Source organism: Bifidobacterium catenulatum subsp. kashiwanohense JCM 15439 = DSM 21854 (assembly GCF_001042615.1).
Classification (GTDB): Bacteria; Actinomycetota; Actinomycetes; order Actinomycetales; family Bifidobacteriaceae; genus Bifidobacterium; species Bifidobacterium catenulatum.
Genome location: NZ_AP012327.1, coordinates 681,821 through 699,042 on the forward strand (window position 1 = coordinate 681,821; position 17,222 = coordinate 699,042).

15 protein-coding genes are annotated in these 17,222 nt (G+C 54.1%); 7 read left to right on the top strand and 8 right to left on the bottom strand.

Features of this window, described 5'->3' with window-relative positions; all coding sequences use genetic code 11:
* Positions 1-73 precede the first annotated feature (73 nt).
* Positions 74-1,108, bottom strand: coding sequence for a phosphoribosylformylglycinamidine cyclo-ligase (gene purM / locus BBKW_RS02920; protein WP_033501341.1), 1,035 nt, complete (start codon positions 1,106-1,108; stop codon positions 74-76).
* An 18-nt stretch (positions 1,109-1,126) separates the two neighbouring features.
* Entirely contained in the window at positions 1,127-2,641 is a 1,515-nt protein-coding gene (gene purF, locus BBKW_RS02925) for an amidophosphoribosyltransferase (protein ID WP_033501340.1), read from the bottom strand.
* A gap of 233 nt (positions 2,642-2,874) precedes the next feature.
* On the opposite strand from purF, the gene BBKW_RS02930 reads away from it, so the two are divergent.
* Both BBKW_RS02930 and BBKW_RS02935 read left to right on the top strand, forming a co-directional pair.
* Positions 2,875-4,509, top strand: coding sequence for a Y-family DNA polymerase (locus tag BBKW_RS02930; RefSeq protein ID WP_033501339.1), 1,635 nt, complete (start codon positions 2,875-2,877; stop codon positions 4,507-4,509).
* A complete protein-coding gene (locus BBKW_RS02935) occupies positions 4,506-4,733 on the top strand; it encodes a hypothetical protein (protein ID WP_033501338.1) in 228 nt (75 codons plus the stop codon). Before BBKW_RS02930 ends, BBKW_RS02935 begins: the two co-directional genes overlap by 4 nt.
* Before the next feature lie 172 nt (positions 4,734-4,905).
* Here BBKW_RS02935 and BBKW_RS02940 read toward each other — a convergent pair whose 3' ends face one another.
* Both BBKW_RS02940 and BBKW_RS02945 read right to left on the bottom strand, forming a co-directional pair.
* Positions 4,906-6,093, bottom strand: a complete 1,188-nt coding sequence (locus tag BBKW_RS02940; RefSeq protein WP_033501388.1) for a sensor histidine kinase — start codon at positions 6,091-6,093, stop codon at positions 4,906-4,908.
* Between the two features lie 62 nt (positions 6,094-6,155).
* A complete protein-coding gene (locus BBKW_RS02945; RefSeq protein ID WP_231858510.1) occupies positions 6,156-6,749 on the bottom strand; it encodes a response regulator transcription factor in 594 nt (197 codons plus the stop codon).
* A gap of 234 nt (positions 6,750-6,983) precedes the next feature.
* On the opposite strand from BBKW_RS02945, the gene BBKW_RS02950 reads away from it, so the two are divergent.
* Positions 6,984-7,223 carry a hypothetical protein gene (locus BBKW_RS02950; RefSeq protein ID WP_033501337.1) on the top strand — a complete coding sequence of 80 codons (240 nt, stop codon included), beginning with the start codon at positions 6,984-6,986 and terminating at the stop codon, positions 7,221-7,223.
* Positions 7,224-7,257: 34 nt separating this feature from the next.
* On the opposite strand, the gene BBKW_RS10435 is transcribed toward BBKW_RS02950, so the two are convergent.
* Positions 7,258-7,443 (bottom strand): hypothetical protein, encoded by a 186-nt coding sequence (locus tag BBKW_RS10435; protein ID WP_128832374.1) that lies wholly within the window; start codon positions 7,441-7,443, stop codon positions 7,258-7,260.
* Positions 7,444-7,459: 16 nt separating this feature from the next.
* Here BBKW_RS10435 and BBKW_RS02955 point away from each other — a divergent pair, with 16 nt between their 5' ends.
* From BBKW_RS02955 to BBKW_RS02970, 4 genes are all read left to right on the top strand, one after another.
* The gene (locus BBKW_RS02955) at positions 7,460-7,939 is read left to right on the top strand and encodes a hypothetical protein (RefSeq protein ID WP_033501336.1); all 480 of its coding nucleotides are present in this window, start codon (positions 7,460-7,462) and stop codon (positions 7,937-7,939) included.
* A gap of 76 nt (positions 7,940-8,015) precedes the next feature.
* Positions 8,016-9,020 (top strand): peptidoglycan-binding domain-containing protein, encoded by a 1,005-nt coding sequence (locus BBKW_RS10670; RefSeq protein ID WP_231858511.1) that lies wholly within the window; start codon positions 8,016-8,018, stop codon positions 9,018-9,020.
* A complete protein-coding gene (locus tag BBKW_RS10065; RefSeq protein WP_034255067.1) occupies positions 9,010-9,612 on the top strand; it encodes an ABC transporter ATP-binding protein in 603 nt (200 codons plus the stop codon). Before BBKW_RS10670 ends, BBKW_RS10065 begins: the two co-directional genes overlap by 11 nt.
* Positions 9,609-10,691: a hypothetical protein gene (locus tag BBKW_RS02970; RefSeq protein WP_033501334.1), complete on the top strand. Its 1,083-nt coding sequence runs from the start codon at positions 9,609-9,611 to the stop codon at positions 10,689-10,691. Before BBKW_RS10065 ends, BBKW_RS02970 begins: the two co-directional genes overlap by 4 nt.
* Before the next feature lie 544 nt (positions 10,692-11,235).
* Here BBKW_RS02970 and BBKW_RS02975 read toward each other — a convergent pair.
* The 3 genes from BBKW_RS02975 to purT form a co-directional block, all read right to left on the bottom strand.
* Positions 11,236-14,970 (bottom strand): phosphoribosylformylglycinamidine synthase, encoded by a 3,735-nt coding sequence (locus tag BBKW_RS02975; RefSeq protein WP_033501333.1) that lies wholly within the window; start codon positions 14,968-14,970, stop codon positions 11,236-11,238.
* Between the two features lie 108 nt (positions 14,971-15,078).
* On the bottom strand, positions 15,079-15,831 hold the full coding sequence (purC, locus tag BBKW_RS02980; protein WP_033501332.1) for a phosphoribosylaminoimidazolesuccinocarboxamide synthase: 753 nt from the start codon (positions 15,829-15,831) through the stop codon (positions 15,079-15,081).
* 135 nt (positions 15,832-15,966) lie between these two features.
* The gene (gene purT / locus BBKW_RS02985) at positions 15,967-17,220 is read right to left on the bottom strand and encodes a formate-dependent phosphoribosylglycinamide formyltransferase (RefSeq protein ID WP_033501331.1); all 1,254 of its coding nucleotides are present in this window, start codon (positions 17,218-17,220) and stop codon (positions 15,967-15,969) included.
* Positions 17,221-17,222 lie beyond the last annotated feature (2 nt).

Below are 17,222 nucleotides of genomic sequence, written 5' to 3' on the forward strand. Positions count from 1 at the left end.
GAAAATCCTATGTTCAGGAAAGTCTTTGGAAATATACGGGGGTGGCCGTTATGGCTCACCCCCGTATATGCATTTACTGCAGTTCGACGTCGCTATCGGTCTTCTTGACGATATTGCCGAGCACATAACCGGCTTCGCCATTGGACTTGAGCAATTCCATGGTCTTATCAGCATCTTCGGCGTTGACTGCCAGCACCATGCCAATACCCATATTGAAGATGTTGAACATTTCCATATGATCGATTTCGCCGGCCTTCTCGAGCACATCGAAAATCGGCAGCACCGGCCAAGAGCCGAGATTGATGTGCGCAGCCAAGCCGTCCGGAATCATACGCGGAATGTTTTCGATGAAGCCGCCGCCGGTGATATGGGCGACGCCCTTGACCACGCCGGCCTTGAATAGCGGGGAAAGAGCCTTCACATAGATCTTCGTCGGGGTAAGGAGCACGTCGCCGAGCTTTTCGCCATCAAGTTCGTCAAGTACGGTGTCGACCGTGTAGCCGGCCTTCTCGAACAGGGCCTTGCGTACCAGAGAGAAGCCATTGGAATGCACGCCGGTGGACGGCAAGCCAATGAGTACATCGCCTTCAGCGATGGTGGAGCCGTCCACGATTGCGGACTTCTCGGCAACGCCGACCGCGAAACCAGCCAGATCGTACTCGTCTTCGTCATACATGCCCGGCATTTCAGCGGTTTCGCCACCGATCAGACCGGAACCAGCCTGTACACAGCCGTCGGCAACGCCAGCCACAACCTGCTCGAGCAGTGCTGGATCGTTCTTGCCGCAGGCGATGTAATCCAGGAAGAACAACGGTTCCGCACCCTGAGCGGCAATATCGTTGACGCACATGGCCACGCAGTCGATGCCGATGGTGTTGTGCTTGTTGGACATCTTGGCAACGACCAGCTTGGTGCCGACGCCATCGGTGCCGGAAATCAGCACCGGCTCCTTGTATCCGAGGGAAGCCAGATCGAACAGGCCGCCGAAGCCGCCGATACCGCCGACTACGCCCGGACGGTTGGTGCGCGCCACATGGGACTTGATGCGCTTGACGACTTCATAACCGGCTTCGACGCTTACGCCGGCTTCCTCATATGCTTTTGGCATATCAAACCTTTCTCGGGTTCAGTGTTCTTCTTGGGATGAAGTAGTGGTGTATTCGTTGCCCTCGTACTTGCTCTTATACAAGGCGAATTCAGGCAGACGCACGCGATCTTCAGGAGTGAGGGACTTCAAAAAATCACTTTCATAATCGTCGAGTGCGGTCGGGTAGTCGCCATTGAAGTAGGCTACGCACAGACCTCCATACGGGGCGTCCGCTCCTAGACCAATGGAATCGACCAAGCCGTCAAGCGAAAGGAAGGCCAGGGAATCGGCGCCGATGAAATCGCGAATTTCTTCAACGGACTTCTTTGCGGCGATCAGTTCCTTGGTGGTGGAAATATCAATGCCATAGAAGCATGGATACTTCAGCGGCGGCGAGCTGATACGCATATGCACTTCGGCAGCACCGGCTTCCTTGAGCAGCTGCACGATGCGCTTGGACGTGGTGCCGCGCACGATGGAATCGTCGATAACGATCACACGCTTGCCTTTGACCACGCTATGAACGGCGGAAAGCTTCATACGCACGCCCTGCTCGCGCAGTTCCTGCGTCGGCTGGATGAAGGTTCGAGCCACATACTGGTTCTTGATCAGGCCCATCTCGTTTGGCAGACCGGCTTCTTCCGCATAGCCGGAGGCCGCGGACAGCGAGGAATTCGGCACGCCAATGACCATATCGGCATCGACCGGCGATTCTTGGGCCAGACGCGCACCCATACGCTTGCGGGCGGAATGCACGTTCACGCCGTAAATATCGGAATCCGGGCGTGCGAAGTAGATGAATTCCATCGAGCAGATGGCCAGTTGGGTCTGGTTCGTGTACTGCACGATCTTGTATCCGTGATCATCCACGACCACGATTTCGCCCGGGCGGATGTTGCGAACCAGTTCGGCGCCGACAATGTCGAGCGCGCAGGTTTCGGAAGCGAGCACATATGCGCCGTTCTTCATTTTGCCAAGGGAGAGCGGACGGAAGCCGTTCGGATCGAGCGCGCCAATCATGGCGTTCTCGGTCATGATCAGATAGGCAAAGCCGCCGTGCACGGTATTGAGCGATTCCTTAAGCTTGTCCATGAAAGTGCGCTTTGTGGAACGGCGGATGAGGTGCATAAGCACTTCGGTGTCGGAATTGGAGTGGAAGATTGCACCTTCGTCCTCCAGCTTGCGGCGCAGGGACGGGCAGTTGGTGAGGTTGCCGTTGTGGCACAGGGCCATATCTCCATCATGGAAACGGAAGATGAACGGCTGAATGTTGTCGGTGCCGCCAGAGCCGGCAGTGGCGTAGCGCACATGGCCAATCGCCCTGTCTCCTTTCAGGCGTTCGATTTCTCGCTCGTCGCTGAACACCTGGGTCAACAGACCCGTTCCGCGATGACCGATGAGATGACCATTATCGTTGGAGACAATGCCGGCACCCTCCTGACCGCGATGCTGCAACGCGTGCAAGCCGAAGTAGGTGAGTCGGGCGGCGTCCGGGTGGCCCCAAACGCCGAAAATACCGCATTCCTCGTGGATGTCTTCGAGTTCAGCTGACAAGCCAAAGCTCCTTCCAAAACCATGGAGACAAGGGATTCGCTACCGTTCAACCCTACCAACCGGAGGCTACAAGCGGCGGCTTCCGGGGAGTCTTTAGGTGGCACTTGGCATGTCGGATATGTCGAACAATTGTTCGAACTCTCTGATATGCTGAATGTGGAAAATGAGCGCAGGAAAGCTGAAGTGGTTGTTTGCCGCTTCAGAGTGATGTCAATCATGGAAGGAGACTGGCGATGGCTGAACGTACTTATATTGCAATCGATCTGAAATCCTTCTATGCGTCTTCGGAATGTGCGGAACTCGGATTCGACCCACTTTCCACGAATCTGGTGGTGGCTGATCAATCTCGTACCGACAAAACCATCTGTCTTGCGGTGTCGCCATCGCTCAAAGCGTATGGCTTGCCTGGCAGGGCAAGGCTTTTTGAGGTCAAGGCGAAGCTTAAAGAAGTCAATGCGGCACGGCGGGCGGCAGCGCCGGGCGGTGCGCTGAGAGGTGAATCGTATGATGCGAACGCGCTCGCAGCAGATCCGAATCTGGCTGCTGGCGTGTATATAGCCAAGCCGCGAATGTCGCATTATCTCAACGTCAGTGCGAAGATCTACGGCATATACCTAAGGTATGTGTCCGAAGCTGATATTCATGTCTATTCGGTGGACGAAGTGTTCATGGATGTTACCGGCTATCTTCGTGCCTATGGCAAAAGCGCGCATGATATGGCCCGTGAAATGATTCAGCAGATTCTCCGGGAGACGGGTATCACCGCAACGGCCGGTATCGGTACGAATATGTATTTGGCGAAAGTGGCTATGGATGTGGTCGCCAAGCATATTTCCGCGGATAAGGATGGCGTGCGTATCGCGCAATTGGATGAGGTGTCGTATCGCCGGCTGTTATGGGCGCACAGGCCGTTGACTGATTTCTGGCGTGTGGGACGAGGGTATGCGAAGAAGCTCGAAGCCCAAGGTCTAATGACAATGGGCGATGTGGCTAGGTGTTCCATCGGTCGTGTCGACGAATATTACAACGAGGGTCTGTTGTACAAGATGTTCGGTGTGAACGCCGAACTGCTTATCGACCATGCGTGGGGTTGGGAGCCGTGCACCATCGCCGACATCAAAGCGTATAAGCCAGCTGGTCATAGTATGAGTTCGGGGCAGGTGCTTACGGGCGCGGTCGGTTTTGACTCGGCGAGGCTGATTGTGAGAGAAATGGCGGACACCTTGTCTTTGGACTTGGTTACCAAAGGTGTGAAGGCCGGCCATATGGGGTTGATGGTCGGTTACGATACCGCCAGTCTTGATCCAAAGCGGCTAGGGGAGTGTGACACTCCGGAATTGAAGGCGATAGCTGAGCGAGCCATTGCCGAATATAGCGGTCCCGTAACTCTTGATAGGTATGGTCGGCGTGTACCCAAGCCGGCTACAGGGTCGATTGGTCTGGGCGACCATACGTCATCCACCACGCGCATCTGTGATGCGGTTGACGAATTGTTCTGCAGAATCGTCGATCATCGGCTGTTGGTACGCCGATTGAATGTGGTTGCTTCTGATTTGCAAACGGTCGAACAGCTGGCTGAGCGGGATGCTGTAGCGAATTACGTTCAACCTGATCTGTTTTCGGATATGCAGGAAGTCTCAAATGGAAGCGATAGCAACGATTGCAGTGATAACGTCGATAACAACGCGCGGTCTTCCTACGCTGACGATATGCAGGTTGTCGATGAGATTTCCGAACAGCATGTGCAGCAGACGATTCTTGACATCAAACGCAAGTTCGGCAAAAACGCCGTCATCAAAGGGATGGACATGTTCGCTGATGCCACAGGTCAACAGCGCAACCGACAGATTGGAGGTCATGCAGCATGAGTTTGCAGCAAACCGACCGTTACGATGACATCATCAACTTGCCTCATCATCGCTCGCGCACGCGCCCGCACATGAGCATGCACAACCGTGCCGCGCAATTCATGCCTTTCGCCGCTCTCACCGGCTACGATGACATCATCAAACAAACCGCCACCCATTCCAACGAAGCAGTAGAACGCGCCAATACCCCCGTCAATCTCTCCGAAGGCTACCTCTCTGCCTAGCAGGCCACCAGTTGCTGTGATTCGTCGGTTGGCTGGCAAAAAATATCAGTCGGAAAGCCCGAACTGTATAGACAATCAAGTATCGTAACATCTCTTTCCCAGTCAGTGGAAGAATTACCCCGCTAATGGTCGGCTTAGAGTCTTGATTCCTGCGTTTGCTTTCCGTTCCGACTTACGCTGATACCGGAATGCTGACAACAACACGAAGCCCACCATCTTTTCTGGCATGAAGCTGTATCCGCCCATCATGCAGTGATACGATTTCCTTGGCGATAGATAATCCCAGACCGTGGTTTTCGATTGTTTGCGCCGTTCCCACCGAAAAGCCGTGCTCCATGATTCTGCTATTTCTGCCTTTGTTGAACGGTGTGAACAGGTTATCAAGATTCATGTTTTGCAGGCTCTCTCCAGTGTTTTCAATCTCAAGCGTCATCATATGACCATCTGATTCAAGGGTTTTCCTGACTGACACCCATATCGTCCCGCCATCCACATTATGCTGTATGGCATTGAGCATCAGATTCTTCACAAGTTGGGTAAACAGCAGTGGATCACCATGTATTCGAACAGCTTCCAACTGTTTATGCACAGTTATATCCTCTGGAATTCCTCCGTCAAGATTCTTTTCAAGGACTTCCTCAACAACGGTGTCTACGGCAATTTCGGACGTCCCTTCTTGTTCCAACTGTTGCACTTTAGCCAGATTTAAAAGACTACCAACCAAGGCGATACACGATTTGTTGGACGCTAGAGCCTTCTCGACGAAGGGAAGAGTCTTTGCGTCCAACAATCCGTTATGCATAGGTATCTCCAGTGCGGCGGAGGTCGCTGCCAGTGGATTTTTGAGTTCATGCGATGCGTTAGCTATGAAGCGTTTTTCTCTCGCGATGACCGCATTGACATCATCGATCGCGTCATTGTATGCGCTGGCTATTACAGATGCGGCATCGTTTTCTTCGGAAATATGTATGGGATGCCGAGACAAGTCAGAATCTGAAGTTCGTATCTGTTGCGCGACCGTATCAATCCTGCGTTGCGAACGAGTGCATATGCTCCAAGCAGCTATGGCCGATAGGGCTCCGAATATCAGAATCGGCACCACGCTGGTGAGAAGCAGCAGATTACGAGCTGTGTCGTTGCCGCGGGAAGCTGTGACAGCGAATCCATTCGCGTGAGAGTCTTTCCCAGTCAAGACATACGCCTCACCGGAAGGTGGTCCGGCGGAATCCTGCTGTTGGTACTGTTCATCAGCGACATGCTCTGGTGTGAAGCGCCCTATGGTTACCGTATCGATTTGCTGGTCGACAATAATGAACGTTGCCACGGAAACGACTACCGTCAATGCAACGAATACGGACATGATGATTATGACGAGTCTTCTCCGCGTAGACCATCGGAAACGTACATTTCCTTTCATCTTCTTCATGGAATCCGATACCCCTGCCCTGGAATAGTCTCAATGAAATCAGGAATCCCGATTTTCGTTCTCAACGCATAAATGGTGGTCTTAACGATTCCCCGAGTATGAGCATGGTCATCATGCCATATTCCCGTGTACAGACTTTCCGTGCTCACTACACCCCCATTCGCTTCTATCAATACTTTCAGCACAGCAAGCTCCCTAGCCCCGAACCTCAGGCGGCGTCCATCGACCGTGACGATACCCGTATGAAGATCCGCCTTGAATGCTCCGCGATGGAATACCGAATCGCTACTTAGACTTCTTCTGCGTCGTACCGCATTGACTCTTGCCAACAAAACGGCATAGTCAAAAGGCTTTGTCAGGTAATCATCGGCACCGAGGTTCAAGCCCTGAACAATATCCTCTATCTGTGAGGATGCAGTAAGCATCAAAACATATGTGGAATCGTGTCTCTCGCTAAGCATTCGAGCTATATCATCACCATGTATTCCCGGAAGATCTCGGTCCAGAATGACCATATCGTATCCGCCATTATTTAATTCTTCGACGGCATCGCGTCCGTCATACACAGCTTTGGTCTGTAAGCCTTCCATGCTTAATCCCATGTTTGATGACATCAGCCAGATTCGCGTTGTCTTCCACAATCAGAATGCGCACAGCTACCACCCTTCTTACTGTGACTCACACCTTAGCAGTCATAGCCAGCAAAGTCAGGAATAGGTCAGATTCCGTCAGCTTCAAGGCAAAAACACATTGCGCCACAAGCAACTCCCTATATTGCTGAAAAGGTGGAGCATTCCTCCTCCAAAAACAGAAAAGGAAGAAGAATGAATATCAACAGAAAAATCGCAACAGGCGCGCTCAGCATCATAGTCGCATGCACCGGAGTGGCTGGGCTCACGGCTCCTGCTATGGCTACCGTAGGCAATGGGGGTTATGCTCGTGCCGAAGTCGGACGTGTTATCAACGGAAAGCGGGTGGTTTACTACAACGGGTGGAAACACGGATACGCCTACGCATCTGCCTCAAATGGTTCCAGCTGGTATGCACGTGGACTGCTGAAGTAATGGCAGTTTCATAAGTTTTTTGAGAGGGGCACTTTCACGAATCAACTCGTTGCACAAGTGCCTCTATATCAAAGGAAAGAACACGTATTATGTCTAAATCACCACGAATCATTCTGGCGTCTGCAGTCATTTGTTTTTTGCTGCCATTGAGTGCTTGCTCAACAAATGCAGCAAACCATGATGCATCTTCGTCTTCTTCTGAAAACTCTGAAACAGCCACATCGTACGAATCGCAGTTGAAGCAGGCATTGCAATCAGCTACCAGTGACTTTGAAAAACAGGTACTCAAGAAAGCAATCAAAACAGGGAAAATCAGCGATTCAGATTACCGTGAAGCCAACGAAAAATATCAGCAATGCATGATTGCCAAAGGAGATCCGATAACGTTCAGCACGGATCAGTCCACCGGTCTGATGCAGGAAAGCATGAATGTTGATGATCAGAATTACGATTCCGACAAGGTGAATTCGGATAGTATCGCCTGCGCCGAGGGAACGAATCTGTTGATTCGCGATCTTTACGAACGAATGGCCACCAATCCTTCGAATTCCGATGAAATCGAGCTGATCGTAAGCTGCTTGAAACGTAAGAAACTAGTACCAGAATCGTTTACCAAACAGGATTATTTGACGGAATCCGCCAAGCCAGACGGCAGTTCGAAGCTAGATACCAGTTCGGAATTATTCTCTCAATGCTTGGCAAACCCGAATAAGTGAGATAATGCGTACTTCCATATTTTCTACGTTCATCAAAGCATGCAAAACCCGAAGTGTGGGATTCATAGTCATGTGCATGGTCGCATGTCTCTGCGCCGGTGCCGGACTTGCCTTTGGCCTTACTCATTCCAGCACGCCAACGTCACTTAAGCCATCGTCAAATACTGGCAATCTCCCTCTAAGCACCGAGCATTTTGATGATGAACGCACCATAACGGTAAAGGTTTCCTCATCACAGGCGCAAAACATATCGTTCGGGAAAACCGGACAGATCACACAGGTCGTATGTCCAACAGACGGCATAATCACTTCAGGATCGCGGGAATATGATATGGATGGAACTCCATTGGTGACTCTGTACACGGAAACGCCGCTATATCGGGATCTTTCCTTCGGGGATAAAGGCTCCGATGTCGAAGCTTTGCAAAATGAATTGATACGGCTTGGGTATGGAACGTCACAAACAGGAATCTTCGATTGGAACACATGGGACGCCTGGCGTCGACTCTATGCTGAATATGGTGGAGTCGTTCAGGAGAAGACATTCGATAGAACACTTGTGATTTGGATTCCCGCTGAAAGCTTGGCCACCACAGGCTGCATCGCCAAGTTAGGGTCGACCGTATCCGACGATTCCGTCACGGCAGCATTCACAACCGTTGAAGGAATTCTGTCTATTAAGGCGACAGCCCTGCCGACAGATCGCCTGGCTGGTGAACGTGTTGTCGAAATCAAGGGTTGGGAATATCCCATAGATGATGATGGCAATATAACCGATCAGGAAGCCCTCCAAGCAATGAACTCTTGGGACGGATATACGGGAAACCGCAAGGATGGTGAACAAACCACTGATGTCTCCGTGAGCTATCGTCTCAAACAGGCGATTGACGTGTACTCAGTTCCCGCAGAATCGCTTGTCGGACTTACACAGTCAGACGGTTGCGTTGTCAGCGGCAAGGGAACTGTCAGGAAAATTCACGTCGTCGGCAGTTCCTTGGGGCGTACGTTGATTACATTGACCGGCAAGCCTCCGTCTAGCATCCAAGCGAATCCAAGAAAGACAAGCTGTGATGCGCATTGAACTAGACCATATCGGACACCGTTACAGCGATGGGCCATGGCTGTTTCATGATTTGAATGCGACTCTTATTCCCGGTCATGTCTATGCGCTTACCGGCCCTAGCGGATCGGGAAAATCGACATTGCTGGGCATCCTCGCAGGCTGGATACGACCAGCAAACGGTAACGTTATCGCACAGAACGTGATATCGATGCGATGGGTGTTTCAAAATCCATATGGCACGCCGCAACGTACTGTATTGGATCACGTTGTACTTCCTCTGCTCGCCAGAGGACTCACCCGCGCGCAGGCCGAGCGCGAAGCAATCCCCCTGCTGCGCCGTTTTGGATTGGAAGGCTTGCGCAATCATCGGTTTTCTGAACTCTCCGGTGGTGAGGCTCAGCGTCTTATGCTTGCCCGTGCTGTTATATCACATCCCTCATTGATGCTGGTTGATGAGCCTACTGCGCAACTTGATATCCGCACCGCCGCAACAGTTAGCGACGCATTAGCCCGTATCGCGCAATTCGACACCATTGTCGTCGTTGCCACTCATGATTCCCGAACTCGTGATGCATGCACCGACATCATCAATCTGGAGTTTTTCCAATGAAACTATCTTCCATTTGTTCCGAAGCGTGGCGCAATATACTCAATGGTTCCTCACATTGCGTTCTTGCGATTCTAGTGCTTACCTTTCTTACGGTCGGATCTTCGTCTTTCGAAATCCTGACATCGGCGAATATTCTCCGCCAAGCCAGCCAATACAAGGCCTCAGGTGGGAATATCATGGTTCTCAGTGCCGAAGGAGGCGTGGACGGCCAGGCCTGCGAGCATCTGTCCGAACTCAATGACGTGCAGGCGTCCGGAGCAATCAGGGAAAGTGATCAGCTGATCGCATCAGCGCTTCCCGACACCAAGATTCCTAGCTATACTGTCACGGCTGGTTTCGCACAAGTACTTCATGCGAGGGAACATACCGAATCACAGGGCGTTCTTATTTCAGACGAACTTGCGAAGACGTTGGGGCTTCAAGCGGGCAATGAACTTGCTTTGAAGGATGGCAGGCACGCTCGTATTCGAGGAACTTATGCGTATCCTGATGACGGTCGCACTCCAGGGTATTCGTATGCGATTCTCTCACCTACTGCTTCCGCTGGAACATTTGATTCATGCTGGGTCAGTGTTTGGCCGCAAACGGACTCTACACAGAGTGCGATTTGGTCGGTTCTCACACCATCGGCAAAATCCGACAAGAATAGTTCAATAACATTGGGACAGCTTAATTCATCTTTGGGAACAATATTTGACGGGCAATCCCTATATCGCGCTCGCACATCTAAAATGCTCCCAGCAATGGCGGCATGTGTGGGATTCGCTTTGGGCTACGCGATAATACGTATACGGCGTCTGGGAATTGCGTCTGCCTTACATTGTGGGGTATCCAAAGTCGCCCTATTGCTGCAGATATGTATCGAATCTCTTCTTATCATCTTGATAGCTGCTGTGATTACCATTTCCCTGGCTGATATGGCAGTCATACAGTACATTGATGCAATAGATAGACAGCAGGTGTTGCTTGCCGCCTTATGTCCATCCATCACCGGATGCGCGTCATACTTTTTGGGGACGTTAGCGTGCACACTTGTGATCAAAGAACGTCACCTGTTCATTTTCTTCAAGGAAAGATAGACAATAGATAAATCAGAGCAAGAAACGGCATAACGTGCTTATAGATAACGAACCTTGCTTCTCTGAAAGAGCAGGATGGTCGTCTTAGAGTCTGGAAAACTCCAGTCACTGGAAAAATCAGTACGTCAGAAGATGGCTTAACGTCTGGATTCTTCCACACGTTGGGAGATATGGTTCTCCGGCGGGTCTTTTAGCGTACCGATTCCTCCAGTGAGTGGAGGAATATTCCCGCTGATGAGCAGTTTAGAGTCTGGAAAACTCCAGTCACTGGAAGATATAGCCCTCTGACATGCCTTTTAAAGTCCTGATTTCTCCAGTGACTGGAGGGATCATCCCGCTGGCAGGTCTTTTAGAGTCCGGAAAACTCCAGTCAATGGAAGGATTGCCCCGCTGGCGGGTCTTTCGGAGTACCGATTCCTCCAGTGTGTGGAAGGATTGTTTCCGGTGATGTATGGAAAGGGGATGTTTGGCTCATTCGGAAGAAAATCCGAACGAGCCAAACATCCCCTTTCCATCAGAACGCTTTTATGGATGCGATCGCGGATCAGGCGGTGAAGTACTCCACGCCGGCTGCGAACAGCGGCTGATCCTTCTCGCCGGGCACGTTCACGAACGTGCCGTTGCTGTAACGCTCGGAGTGGCCCATCTTGCCAAACACGCGGCCGTCCGGGCTGGTGATGCCTTCAATGGCCAGCAACGAACCGTTCGGGTTCACGCCCAGATCCATGCCAGGCACGCCGGCCTCGTCCACATACTGCGTGGCGATCTGGCCGTTGGCCTTGAGCTGTTCAAGCACGTCATCGGAAGCCACGAAACGGCCTTCACCATGGGAAATGGCGATGGTGTGCATGTCTCCAACGGAAGTCTTGGAAAGCCACGGAGACAGGTTCGAAGCAACACGGGTGCGCACCAAGCGGCTCTGGTGGCGGCCGATGGTGTTGAACGTCAGCGTCGGGCATTCGGCGGTCATCGGCACGATATCGCCGTACGGCACCAAGCCAAGCTTGATCAGCGCCTGGAAACCATTGCAGATACCGAGCATCAGACCATCACGGTTGTTCAACAGGTCACGCACCGCTTCGGTAACGGCAGGAGCGCGGAAGAACGCGGTGATGAACTTGGCGGAACCATCCGGCTCGTCGCCGCCGGAGAAGCCGCCAGGAATCATGATGATCTGGCTCTTCTTGATTTCCTCAACCAAAGCTGCGGTGGACTCAGCCACAGCAGCAGGGGTGAGGTTGTTCACGATGAGCGTGCTCACGTCGGCACCCGCACGCTCGAAAGCGGCTGCGGAATCGTATTCGCAGTTGTTGCCGGGGAACACAGGAATGATCACATGCGGCTTGGCGACACCGGTGCCGGTGTACACGGTCTTCTTTGGAGCTTCGAAGAACACAGTCTCAACGGTCTTGCCCTTCTCGTCGCCCTTGGAACGGTACGGGAACACGGATTCGATGCCGCCCTCCCAAGCGTCCTGCAGTTCGGCCAGATCAAGCGTCTCACCGGCTGCCACGAACTGGTAGGCCTCGGTAGTCTTGCCGACCTCGCTGACCTCGACCAGGTTGGACACAGCCGGAACCTTCGCGTTGTCCGCAAGCTCGATGATGAAGGAGCCGTAGGATGGAACAAACAGGTCGTCTACGGTAATGCCGTTGGCCAGCTTCACGCCAATCTGGTTGCCGACCGTCATCTTGAAGATTGCCTCGGCGGTCGCGCCATAGCCCGGCGTGGACACAGCCAAAGCATCGCCGAAATCGGTGAGCTCCTCGACTGCGGAGAACACCTCCAGCAGCGAATCCTTGTCCGGTGTGAGGCCGTCGGCCTGATAACGCGGCGCGATGCGGATCACACGGTGGCCAGCGCCCTTGAACTCTGGGGAAGTGGCACGCTTCATGTTGCCCACCGCCACGGCGAAGGAGATCAGGGTCGGCGGAACGTCCAGCTGTTCGAACGTACCGGACATGGAGTCCTTGCCGCCGATTGCGCCAGCGCCTAGATCCACCTGAGCCATCAGAGCGCCCAGTACGGCGGCCATCGGCTTGCCCCAACGCTCCGGCTCGTCGCGCAGCTTCTCGAAGTATTCCTGGAAGCTCAGATACGCTTTCTCATGTTCGAAACCGGCGGCCACCAGCTTCGAGAGAGATTCGACCACAGACAGATAAGCGCCCGTGAACTGGTTCTGCTCCATAATGAACGGGTTGAAACCCCAAGCCATCGCGGAGGCGGTGGTGGTCTCGCCGAACACAGGCAGCTTGGCGACCATGGCCATGTTCGGGGTCAGCTGCTTACGCCCGCCGAACGGCATGAGTACGGTGCCTGCGCCGATGGTGGAGTCGAAACGCTCGGAAAGACCCTTGTTGGAAGCCACGTTCAGATCGGTGAGCATGGCATGCATGCGATCAGACAAGGAACCGGAAGCCCACGGGGTGGCGTAGCTGTGCTGCGCCTCGACATGCACCACCTGATGCTTCGGAGCACCGTTGGAAGCGAGGAACTCGCGGGACAGATCCACGATCGTGTCGCCGTTCCACACCATCGTCATGCGCGGCTCTTCGGTCACTGTCGCGATGACTTCGGCCTCGAGATTCTCTTCCTTGGCGTAGCTCAGGAACTCGTCCACATCTTCGGCGGCCACGTCCACAGCCATACGTTCCTGAGATTCGGAAATCGCCAGTTCGGTGCCGTCCAGGCCTTCGTACTTCTTCGAAACCTTGTTGAGATCAACATACAGGCCGTCAGCCAGCTCGCCGACCGCCACGGATACGCCACCAGCGCCGAAATCGTTGCAGCGCTTGATCAGACGGCACGCGTCACCGCGGCGGAACAGACGCTGCAGCTTACGTTCGACGGGAGCATTGCCCTTCTGCACCTCGGCACCGTCAAGCTCCAGAGACTCAACATTGTGAGCCTTGGATGAGCCGGTGGCACCACCAATGCCGTCACGGCCGGTACGACCGCCGAGCAGGATGACTTTGTCGCCCGGAGCGGGGGTTTCGCGGCGCACATGATCTGCCGGAGTCGCGGCCACAACCGCACCGACCTCCATACGCTTGGCCACATATCCGGGGTGGTAGATCTCGTCCACCTGACCGGTGGCAAGACCGATCTGGTTGCCATACGAGGAATAACCGGCGGCGGCGGTGGTGACCAGTTTGCGCTGGGGAAGCTTGCCTTCAAGCGTTTCGGAAACAGGAACGGTCGGATCAGCAGCACCGGTTACACGCATGGCCTGATACACGTAGGAACGGCCGGAAAGCGGGTCGCGGATGCAGCCGCCGATGCAGGTTGCCGCACCACCGAACGGTTCGATTTCCGTCGGGTGGTTGTGGGTTTCGTTCTTGAACAGGAACAGCCAATCCTCATCATGGCCATTCACATCAACCTTCATCTTGACGGTGCAGGCGTTTATTTCTTCGGATTCGTCAAGATTCTTCAGAATACCGTTCTTCTTGAGCCACTTCGCACCGATGGTGCCCATATCCATAAGGCATACGGGCTTTTCGTCGCGGCCAAGCTCGTGACGCATCTCAAGATACTTATCGAATGCGGCCTGCACGGTCGCGTCGTCAATCTGCACATCATCAAGTTGTGTGCCGAACGTGGTGTGACGGCAATGATCGGACCAATATGTGTCGATCACCTTGATTTCCGTGATTGTCGGATCACGCTGTTCCTCGGTGAAGTGAGCACGGCAGAACTGCAGATCAGCCAAATCCATGGCCAGGCCACGGTCGGCGATGAACTGCTCAAGATCGGCGTCGCTCATGGTGCGGAAGCCTTCGATGACCTCCACCTTGCCCGGTACCGGCACCTGAGTCTTCAACGTGGTCTTGGTATCCAGCGAAGCTTCGCGGGCCTCGACCGGGTTGATCACATAATGCTTAATGGCGGCGATGTCGGCGTCGCTCAGCTCGCCTTCAAGTGCATACACCTTGGCGGAGCGGACAGTCGGGCGCTCGCCCTGGGAGATCAGCTGAATGCATTCGCTGGCGGAATCCGCACGCTGGTCGAACTGACCGGGCAGATACTCCACGGCGAACACATTATCAGAACCGAAATCAGGCAAATCGGCGGAAACATTATCGACCTGCGGCTCACTGAACACGGTAGGGGTGGCCTGTGCGAACAGTTCCTCGCTGATGCCTTCCACGTCATAACGATTGACGAGACGTACATTCTTCAGCGATGCGATGCCAAGAATGGTCTTCAGCTCGTTGGCGAGCTGCTTGGCCTCGACATCAAAACCCTGCTTCTTTTCCACGTACACGCGAAAAACCATGGTTGACTCCTTGAAAGAGGGGCTTGGTGAGATTGATAAAAGTAAGATTTTCAAAAACGATGAAGCCCGTATCCGAGTTTGTACTGCAGATGCGGGCTATCGCAAGTATTATTCGGCTACTTCAATGCCTTCAGACTTGGCAAGCTCGGCCAAACGGCTTTCGATCTCTTCGTAGGCCGGGATGATGTCGCCCAAGCCGCGGCGGAACAGATCCTTGTCGAGATGCTCCACCTTGCCGGAATGATCACGTTGATCCCACAGACGGCAGGAATCCGGGGTGATTTCGTCGGCGAGCAGCAGGGTGCCGTCGGAGGTACGACCCATTTCGATCTTGAAGTCCACAAGCTTGACATCGATCTTGGCGAAGATCTCGATCAGGGCCTCATTGATGCGGCGTGCGAGAGGCGCGATCTCAGCCAGATCCTCACGGGTGCAGACGCCCAACGCAACCAGATCGTCGTCGTTCACGAACGGATCGTGCAGATCGTCATTCTTCAGGAAGTACTCGAGCACCGGTTCCTTGAGCTCGATGCCCTCTTCCACGCCCAAGCGAGAGCAGAAGTGGCCGGCGGCGGTGTTACGCAGCACGATCTCGAGCGGGAACATGGTGACCTTCTTGACCAGCTGGGAGGTTTCGCCCACGCGGGCCACCAGATGGCTGTCGATACCGCGCTTTTTGAGCAGATCGAAGATCAGCGTGGTGATGAGGTTGTTCAGCCTGCCCTTGCCGGCGAAGTCTTCCTTCTTTTCGCCGTCACCTGCGGTAGCGGAGTTCTTGTATTCGACCCAGAGCACCTCCGGATCGTCAGTTGCGTACAGTTGCTTGGCTTTGCCCTCGTAGAGCTTTTCCAACTTCTCCATTACTCGCCTTTCCTGGTGTTTGGGAGGTAGATAGTTTGGTGAACTTGACGGTTAACAAGATACCAACGGGAGGCTACAATCGTATGGTTTTTGGGCGCGTTCCGGCAGTCTTCGTCAGTATCCGGCAATAGCACGTCAGGCGATGTCGATTTCGAGCGATTCGGACACATTCTCGGCTTTGGCACGCGCGTCGGCCTCATCTGTTCCGATGGCCAGCGCGACCGCCATGCGACGATGGCCGTGCACTTCTGGCTTCGCGAAGATACGCAGGTCGGTGCCCGGCTGAGACAAAGCGTTGGCGACGTTGCGGAATTCGGCCTCACCTTCGCCCTGAATGACGATCGCATGGCTCGCCGCGACGGCACCGTCTGGGATCGATAAGGCGACGTGTTCCTGCGTAATCGGCAAACCGAGAATCGCACGCGCGTGCAACGCGAATTCGCTTAATCGTTGCGACGCCATCGTGACCATGCCAGTGTCATGCGGACGTGGGGAGACCTCATTGAACAGCACGGAACCGTCGGTCAGCACGAACAGCTCCACGCCGAACACGCCCCAACCCTTCTCGCCGGAAGCCTTGGCCTTCGCCACCAGACCTTCCACTGCGGTACGCGCGATGCGTTGCGCCTGCTCAAGCACATCCTGTGTGAAGGAGGCCGGTTGCCAGGATTCGCGATAGTCGCCGCTTTCCTGACGCTGTCCGATCGGAGCGCAGGTCACGATGCCGGCGCTGGAGCTGACGGTCAGCACGGTCAGTTCGTAATCCAATGGAGCCAACGCTTCTACAATCACTCGGGAGACATCTCCCTCGTCGTGCGCGCGACGACCTTCCTGTGCCTCAACCCAAGCCGCGTCAATCGCATCGGCGGAACGAACCACGGACTGGCCATGACCGGAAGAACTCATAATCGGCTTGACTACGCACGGGTAGCCAACCATTTCTGCCCCAGCGCGAAGCTCTTCCAGCGAGCCTGCGAAGTGGTACGGGGTGGTCGGCAAACACAATTCCTCATGCGCGAGCACGCGCAAGCGTTCGCGATCCATGCAAATGGATGCGATTTCGGCGCTGGGTACCACTTGGGCGCCACGTTCGGCTGCGGCAGCCAGTTCGCTGGTGGCGATCGCTTCGACTTCCGGCACAATGATGTCCGGCCGAATTTCGTCGAACAATGCTCGCAACTGTTCGGCATTGGCCATGTCGAGCACACGGTATTCGTGCGCCACCTGCTGTGCCGGAGCGCCCTCATAGGAATCGGCCGCACATACCCATGCGCCAAGCCTCATGAGTTCAAGAGCGACTTCCTTGCCTAGCTCGCCGGAGCCAAGGAACAGAACACGAGTCGGATGATTGCCAAGTGGAGTGCCGAGGGCACGATTCTTTTCGGTCATGG